The sequence below is a fragment of the Mesorhizobium sp. M7A.F.Ca.ET.027.02.1.1 genome, assembly GCF_004022985.1.
Lineage (GTDB): Bacteria > Pseudomonadota > Alphaproteobacteria > Rhizobiales > Rhizobiaceae > Mesorhizobium.
In genome coordinates this window covers 1-7,364 of record NZ_RZOL01000312.1, presented here as the reverse complement: position 1 = coordinate 7,364, position 7,364 = coordinate 1, and the positions used below count along the sequence as shown (strand labels likewise).

The 7,364-nt window shown below is 62.8% G+C and carries 6 protein-coding genes; 3 read left to right on the top strand and 3 right to left on the bottom strand.

The features are described from left to right. Positions 1-70: 70 nt before the first annotated feature. A complete protein-coding gene (locus tag EN749_RS26390; RefSeq protein WP_128364261.1) occupies positions 71-1,693 on the bottom strand; it encodes a DUF2778 domain-containing protein in 1,623 nt (540 codons plus the stop codon). Positions 1,694-2,129: 436 nt separating this feature from the next. Next, positions 2,130-3,395, bottom strand: coding sequence for a hypothetical protein (locus tag EN749_RS26385; protein ID WP_127408907.1), 1,266 nt, complete (start codon positions 3,393-3,395; stop codon positions 2,130-2,132). Between the two features lie 107 nt (positions 3,396-3,502). Here EN749_RS26385 and EN749_RS26380 point away from each other — a divergent pair, with 107 nt between their 5' ends. After that, on the top strand, positions 3,503-4,531 hold the full coding sequence (locus tag EN749_RS26380; RefSeq protein WP_128364260.1) for a CapA family protein: 1,029 nt from the start codon (positions 3,503-3,505) through the stop codon (positions 4,529-4,531). 354 nt (positions 4,532-4,885) lie between these two features. Further along, complete coding sequence (locus EN749_RS26375; protein WP_245466242.1) at positions 4,886-5,836, top strand: hypothetical protein; 951 nt, start codon at positions 4,886-4,888, stop codon at positions 5,834-5,836. Between the two features lie 17 nt (positions 5,837-5,853). Here the strand turns inward: EN749_RS26375 and EN749_RS26370 are convergent, their stop codons facing one another. Next, positions 5,854-6,348 carry a DUF2314 domain-containing protein gene (locus tag EN749_RS26370; protein ID WP_027039359.1) on the bottom strand — a complete coding sequence of 165 codons (495 nt, stop codon included), beginning with the start codon at positions 6,346-6,348 and terminating at the stop codon, positions 5,854-5,856. Between the two features lie 444 nt (positions 6,349-6,792). Between EN749_RS26370 and EN749_RS26365 the strand changes: the two genes are divergently transcribed. After that, the gene (locus tag EN749_RS26365) at positions 6,793-7,035 is read left to right on the top strand and encodes a DUF1344 domain-containing protein (RefSeq protein WP_013530037.1); all 243 of its coding nucleotides are present in this window, start codon (positions 6,793-6,795) and stop codon (positions 7,033-7,035) included. The last annotated feature ends 329 nt before the right edge of the window (positions 7,036-7,364 follow it).

Below are 7,364 nucleotides of genomic sequence, written 5' to 3'. Positions count from 1 at the left end.
CCTTCCCGCCTGCTCCTGACAGCAGGCTGTCAGGAGCAGGCGGGAAGGTGCGCCCGAAAGCCTCTTGTCGCTACACGCCCCTGGCGGCTGATGCGACCTGCGTAGCCGACCCGTTCAGGCGCGGCACCACGACGAGGCGTTTGATTTTGCCCTTCTTGTAGGCAGCGAGGAAGCGCGCATAATCCTTGAAGGCGACGCAGCCGCTCGACTGGCCGTAGCGGCCCCGAAGCAGATACGTATGGGCCAGAAACCCGTCGCGATTGTATTTGTTGCGGCCATCGACCGGCGTCAGGCGCAAGGCCTCCACACCATGAAAGCGCGACTCGCGCAGCGACAGATTATAGGTGTTGGGCGGTGTCGGCCCGCGGTTCTTCTGGTTGGCATAGCGCGGCTGGTCCGTCATGGCGCCGATGCCAGAATGCGCCTCGAGCTTCGAGCCGTCAGGCATGTAGACGGTGCCCGCGCTGATATCGTAGACGGCGACGCCATTTCCGGCTCCGCTTCTGGATCCCGGCGAGTTGAACAGGTTCCTGAACGCCTTGCCAAGGCCGCCCGAAGGCGTGTCGGGCTTGGCATAGGCCAAAACGTCACCGCCGTCGGCCGGCCGGCCTTGCCGCGTCGGTTTTGCCGGCTGAGCCTGCTGGACCGTCTCGCGTGCCGGCTTCGGCTGCTGGACGGGCTTGGGCTGCTGAACAGATTTGGGCTGCTGGGCGGACTTAGGCTCCTGCTGGACGATTTTGGGCTGCGGCGCGTCAAATTGCGGGCGGCGGGTCGGCAACGGCACGTCGTCGGTCAGCGCGTCCGGCAGCGAGGCGGCATCGCCGGGTTGGTCCTGCTGGGTTTCGACGGGTGACACCGCGACATCGGCTGACGATTCCTCGATCGGCAGCGGTGAGGCAAACGCCTCGGCGTCGACCGGCAGCGACTGCACGAGGGCAAGCGCCAACTGCGAATTGTCCGGCGTATCGGATTGGGCAAAGCCCATCGGCTGCGGTGCGGTCTGCACGACCACCGAACCAGTATCCAGCCGGGCGAAACGTTCGGCTGCCGGAACTGGCATGTTATCGGACAGGCTGGCCGTCACCTGGACGGACGGCACCAGCGACGCCTCGGCAATTCGCGGTGCGACGGTGGAGATCACCGGGCGGGTGTTGGCACTGGGGACAGGCTTTCCGGCGTCGGCAAAGGCAGCGGCCAGCTTCATCGGCGAAAGCGACGCTTCCATGCGTTCAAAGCGCTCCTGCGCCTTCGACTTCACGGCGGCGGGCGTCGGCTTTGCCTGCGCCACAAGGCGTTCGGATTTTTCCGCCTGCGAGCTTACCCTGGCCAGCTTGAAACAGCTGGCGCCGCACTGCACTGAATGATCATGCAGGGCCTGAGTGCCGCCATTGGCATTGGCCAGCACGAAGGGGGCTTTCAAGAAGTGCTGTTTCAGCGGATCGGTAAGTGCGAGCGATCCCGGCATGGACAGCGTCTGGGGCAGGCCAACCGAAGTCGCCGACAGCGAGGCGCCGACGGAACTGAGGCCGGCCATGGTGCCGATCAACCAAAGGCCGATGGCAGTGCTGACGCAAGGCAGCGCGACCCAGCGGGCCACCCGGCCAGCGTTGAAGGAAGAGGAACGCGGAGCATCGACGAACTTGCCGCCCTCATGCTGTCCCCGGTTCTTTTTGTGTGTACTCAACAACGCCATGCAACCAATCTCGCTTCAATCGGTTTCCCCGTACGTGGCCTTGAGAGCCGCGACGACCATTCTGTGAGTGATCCCAGGTGGTCCCCGACGCGTTTGCCGCGTCTGTAGTTGGTTGCCGATTGCTTCAAAATATGGACAAAGTTGGTTAATCAATTCCTCTCAAAACCAACGACGAGATGTGGATTTGGGCCAAATTTGGCTTCGTCCACGGCCAGGAAAGTGGTGTTGTCGCCCTTCCGACCTGGTTTTGCTGCCTGTTTTTGGCGGCCGAGTCAAGCAAAACAGCCGCTGCTAATTTTTGCGAAGCGCCTTGGCGCGGCATCTGCAGTGAGGTGACTGCCAGCAGACATCGCCTGGGAAAGGCGCCTGCTTCCAGTAAAAATGTTGCCGGTCTTGCCAAGATTTCCCCTGCGGAAGGGCCTGAAGCAGCCCGTCCTCAGTTGAACCAGAGCGCAAACGTCAAAAACCCGCCGCCGCCGAACTGGCGCTGGATCTGGTCGAAATCGTCGCTGGTCACGAGTTCGCCGCTTTCGAGGTAGGGCGCGATGGCCGGGCCGGTGATCGACAGCACCAGATCGAAGTTTTTCGGGTCATCGAAGAAGCGCTTCATGTTGATGCCTAGGCCTGTGCCGGCGGTGACGCGGAAATGCGGCAGCAGCTTGCGGCCTTCCAGGAGATCCTCGGCCATGGTCAGGGCGGCGAGCCAGGCCTGAACCTGCTCCTCGCCGACTTCGAGGCCGGTGAGCGGGTTCTCGCCCTTCTGCTGCGGGCCAGGCAGCCATTCGCGGTCATTGTCGGTCTCGGCGCGGATCGCCTTCCAGTCCTCGCGCGACAGCCGGATCATTTCCAGCAAATGGCGGCGCGCTGCTTGACGGCGCTCCGGCTCGATCACCGGCCAGTTGATGAGATGCACCATCGAGATGAAATCGGCGATGCGCCATTCCGAGGAGAAGATGCTCGAGCCCATGTCGCCGGCCGGCGGCACCAGAATATCCTGCAACGGCAGCTTGGCGCGCGGGAACAGCATGTGGAACGAGCCGTCGAAGGTGCTCCTGAAATCATGCGCAAGCCAGAAATCGGCCTGCGCCATCAGGAACTCGGCATAGCCCTGCAGCCAGTATCCGTCGGCGCGGTCGAAACGGAAGGTGAGCGTGGGAACGGCGTCGTCCGATGTAATGCCGCCGCGTGACAACCCGGCAATGATCGCCGCCATGCTCTCGTCCGGCGCGATGGTGCCGTCCTCGTTGAGGTCGATGCCTGCACGGGTGAGATCGATCGCCATGCCGATATCGGCATCGGGCGGCACCGACGCAAACGTTGCCGCGGATTTCTCCAGCCGGTCGCGGAAGCCGACCAGGATGGCGCGGAACTGCTCGTAAGTCAGCGGCTCTGGATTGGGATTATCGGGCACCGGCAACCGCATCAGCGGCAGCATGAAGGATTGCGGGCTTTCGAAACCATGACGGTGCAGGCCGGTAGCCAGGATCTCCAGTGCGGTGAAGAACTCGCCCGCCCCGGCCGCATAGGCGGACGCCGGGTCTTTTGGCGCGGCGGTCTCCAGCATAGACAGGGCAGCGTCGCGCGCGGCCACGCTCTTCGCCTCGAACAGTCGGGTGGCCGCTTCGGGCATTGCCGCCGACGCGGAAGACAGCGGCAGGAGCAAAATGAAAGCGGATGTCAGCAGGCCTGCCAGTCGTGTCATCTTTTCCCCCCAATATTTGTCGCGCCGCGCAAATATACACCATTTGCAACGCTGCGCTTCAACCCGCCGCGAGGACGGTTTACACAGGGCAAACAATTGGGCATCGCGTGTCGAACTATCCGCTTTCCTACAAGCTGTCCTGGCTGCCGCGTTTCGTGAAGCCGTCGCTCGTCGGCGACGCACGAGACTTTGCGCCGATGGCCGGGACGCTGATGGATCCGCCGCCGAAGCAGGCTGTGCGGCTTGCCTTTGTCGGCGACATCTCGGCAGTGGCCAACCGCAGCGCGCCGGATTGCGACCCGGCGATCAAGGCGTTGCTCGTCGCTGCCGATCTGGTGATCGGCAATTGCGAAAGCCCTGTGGTGGACAGACCAAGCGCGGCGCTGGGGACAAGGCTTGGCACGCATCATGCCATGAGCGAGTCGTTTATGGCCGAGGCACTGGCGGCGGCTGGTATTGCGCGGGAAAGGCTCGTGCTGTCGCTGGCCAACAACCATGTGCTGGATCAGGGCGTCGCCGGTTTCGACGAGACAATCGCGGCGCTGCTGCGGCTCGGCATCCGCACGATCGGCCTGGCCGCCGACGGTCCGGTTGTGCCGGTCCAGGTTGGATCGCTCAATGTAGGCTTTGCCGCCTTCACGCTGTGGCGCAACGCCGATGAAAAACTGTTTGCGGGGCGCGTTTCGATGGACAGCGATTCGGCGGGCTGGCCGCGCGCTGGCTTGGATCTTCTCTGCGCCGTGCCGCATTGGGACTGGGAGTTCCGGCATGTTCCGCGCGACGAGACGCGAGTTCTGGCCAGGCGGCTGGCCGGGCAGGGCGTCGGACTGATCGCCGGCCATCACGCCCATGTCGTGCAGCCGGTGGAAAGGATCCACAAGACGGTGGTCGCTTATGGGCTCGGCGATTTCCTCGGCACCGCCTTCGCCCGCCAGCCATGGCCCGGTCGCATCGGTTCTATCCTCATTGTCGAAGTCAGTGCCGATGCCGGTACGCGCGGGACGATCGCGTCTTACCGTCTGCATCCCTTCATGCGCCTGCGCGCCGGCGACCATGAGCGGCTGGTGGTGGTGGAGGCATTGGAGGGCCGAGTGCGTGACAAGGTCGCGGAGCGACTGAAAGCGGTCTTTCCTTAGTGCTGCAAGCGACGAGACGTTGCCTATGGGGTCCATGGCTGGCGCATGCATTGTCTTTTGCGGCGCTGGTCGACCCCCACTCCGTCTCGGCTTCGCCGAGCCACCTCTCCCCCGATCGACGGGGTAGAGGAAAGGCGCCAAGCTTTTGCCGTCAGCGCTCGTCCAGCAACGCTCCTTTCCTTTCCCTCCGGAGGGGGGAAGGTGGCGCTGCGAAGCAGCGACGGATTGGGGGAACCACGTGGTAATCAGGCGCGGACATTTGTTGAAGAGGCACTGCAGTCGATACATCGAACAAAACCAGCTATCATGAATTTGTCGAGGCTTGCGGGGGTAGCGGTGGAAACAGCGGATTTCATGCCGAGCGAAACGGTCATCGCCGGCATCCGGAAAGACATCGAGGCCTATGAAGCGGCGAGGGCTTCGGCGGTCCGGCAGGTGCGCTGGCGGGTGCCGGTGTTCGTGGGGCTGGTGCTGGTGGCCGTGGTGCTGGTCGCGTGGCTGTTCAACAAGGTCGCCGACCCCAACGAGCAATGGGTCTCAACGCCGCATGTATTTCTCTATGTGATCGGCTTCGCGGCTTCGATCCTGCTCTATTTCCAGGCCAGGAAACCGGCGACGCGGCTGCAGCAATCGTTCCGCGAGACGCTGCTGCCGATCATCTTCGGCTTCATCGCCGACATGCGCTACCAGCATGGCGTGACGCCGAATTCCTTCGACCGGTTGCCGCGCACGGCGGTTGGTCCGTTCAACCGCCAGGCGTTCGACGACATCGTCGCGGGCCGCTACGAAGGGTTTCCGTTCGAACTCTACGAGGCGCATCTGCGGGAAGGGTCGGGCAAGGGCTCGTCGACCGCTTTCCAGGGCGTCATCGTCGCCTTCGAGACCATCGCGCCGTTCCCCGGCATATTGGTGGCGACGCGCCGGACCAACGCGGTCATCAGCTTCTTTCGCGGCATATTCGCCAGCAAGCTGCAGGAGCTGTCCAGTGGCGATGCTTTGCTCGATGCCGCCTACGAGTTCCGCACCGACAATCTCGGAGCGGCACAGCCACTGGTGAGCGGCCGGCTGGCGCAGGCGCTGAAATGGCTTGGCGAAACCTGGCCCGACGATCCGGCCCGTGTCGCGCTCAATGGCAGCGATGGGTTCCTGCTGCTGCCGCAGACGAAGAACTTCTTCGAACTGCCGGATATTTCGGTGCCGCTCGACTACAGCAGGCATGTCGCGCCGATGATATCGGACATGGGCGCGATGCTGGCGACGGCGGCGCTGGTGCGAAAGATCGGCGGGAGGGACGAGGCAAGCTAGTCCGGCCGAGCATACGATCAACAATCGTAACCGGAGTTGTCACGCATATAGTCCGCTTCATCCTTTGACATTCTCTTGAACATCACACAGACGGTGAAGCTGCCGACTTGCCGCCCGTCGCGTCTGTATCCCCAGTCGGAAACATCGTCCCTGGTGAATTCTATATTCTGGCCGAGGACGACATTGCGCACTGCCTCCGGCTGGTTTGCCAATATGCCGACGAAGCCGGTTTCCGTGCGGCGGAACGGGATGACCCAGAAGTGCTCGCGGACATTCCCATCGCGCACCTCGACCTTCAATTTGAACCTGTCCGTGCCCGAGGGCGGTGCTTCGGCCAGGGCCAGGAACTCATCCAAGCTGGCATGCGCCTTCGCAGTCGCTACCGCCATCTCGGGATCGTCCCTGGCAAACATAACCGTTTTGTCGTCGCCCGAATCCGCGCCTTGTGCGCCGGCCGATCCCGGAGCAAGCGCGAGCATCAGGGATATCATGGCCCGGACTGCAAGCTTCATGGAAGGCCCCCCTTCATCGTAACGACGCACCATCCTGCATCCGTTCCCGATTTGCAACCGGAGCGCGAGTTCTGATCCGCTTTGGAGTGGCGGTTTTGAACTGATCCATGAAACAAAATGTGTACCGAAGACCGGTCGGCAGTCTGTTTCGTGATGCCGCCCGAGACGGATTGCGGCGGCCGCGCCGTGATCGAAACCGCCCGCCACATCTAGGCTAAACGACTCTTTTCGTGGACAGAAGTGCGCCATTGGGGGAGCCGAAGCGGCCTGAAATAATCTTGGCCGCAGACAATATGTCGGAATTAAGCCTATGATATTGTTTGCGAAAATTCACCCAACGTGATTTGCGGAGGGAGCGCTTTCCGTTCCAGTTTCAAGCCGTCCGGTGCTGTCGTTTCCCAAGGCGGCGGTCCGGAAAAGTGAAACAGCACGGAGTGCTTACCAATGAAGAAGACCCTCGCAACCACCGCCGCTCTGCTCGCCTTCCTCGGCACCGCCTATGCCGCGACCGTTCAGGGCACCATCCAGGCCGTCGACCCGACGACCAAGTCGATCACCCTCGACGACGGCAAGATCTACCAGCTGTCGCCGGAGGCGACGATCGGGAAACTGAAGGTCGGCGCCAAGGTGGCTGTGACCGTCGATGACAAGACCGGCATCGTGACGTCGATCAAGAAGGCCTCGTAAGGCGAGAACATCGTGCGTCGGCAGACCTGCTGACCGGATTTTACAAGCCCTGTTCCACTCATGGCCGGTCCCTCCGGGGATCGGCCATTTTCATCCGTCGGCTCTCGATGCCGGGCGACCTGGATAAGGTCTTCCGGCTGGACCCCAGGGCCGGCCGGCGGAATGCTGTCCGGCGGCATCGCTATGGTTTTTGCCAAAAAGCCGCGCTATCCCTTGGCCAACGGGGGATATCATGGCCGACGAACAAAAAGGGTTTCGCCTGTCGCGGCGATTGCTGCTGGGTGCGGCTGTCGTCGGCGGCGCGGTGCTGTGGGGCGGCAACACGGTGG

What these genes read in the sequence shown, in the direction of transcription:
- EN749_RS26390 (WP_128364261.1), bottom strand. Translation starts at nt 1,693, where the DNA reads ATGGCGTTGTTGAGTACACACAAAAAGAACCGGGGACAGCATGAGGGC.
- EN749_RS26385 (WP_127408907.1), bottom strand. Translation starts at nt 3,395, where the DNA reads ATGACACGACTGGCAGGCCTGCTGACATCCGCTTTCATTTTGCTCCTG.
- EN749_RS26375 (WP_245466242.1), top strand. Translation starts at nt 4,886, where the DNA reads ATGCCGAGCGAAACGGTCATCGCCGGCATCCGGAAAGACATCGAGGCC.
- EN749_RS26370 (WP_027039359.1), bottom strand. Translation starts at nt 6,348, where the DNA reads ATGAAGCTTGCAGTCCGGGCCATGATATCCCTGATGCTCGCGCTTGCT.
- EN749_RS26365 (WP_013530037.1), top strand. Translation starts at nt 6,793, where the DNA reads ATGAAGAAGACCCTCGCAACCACCGCCGCTCTGCTCGCCTTCCTCGGC.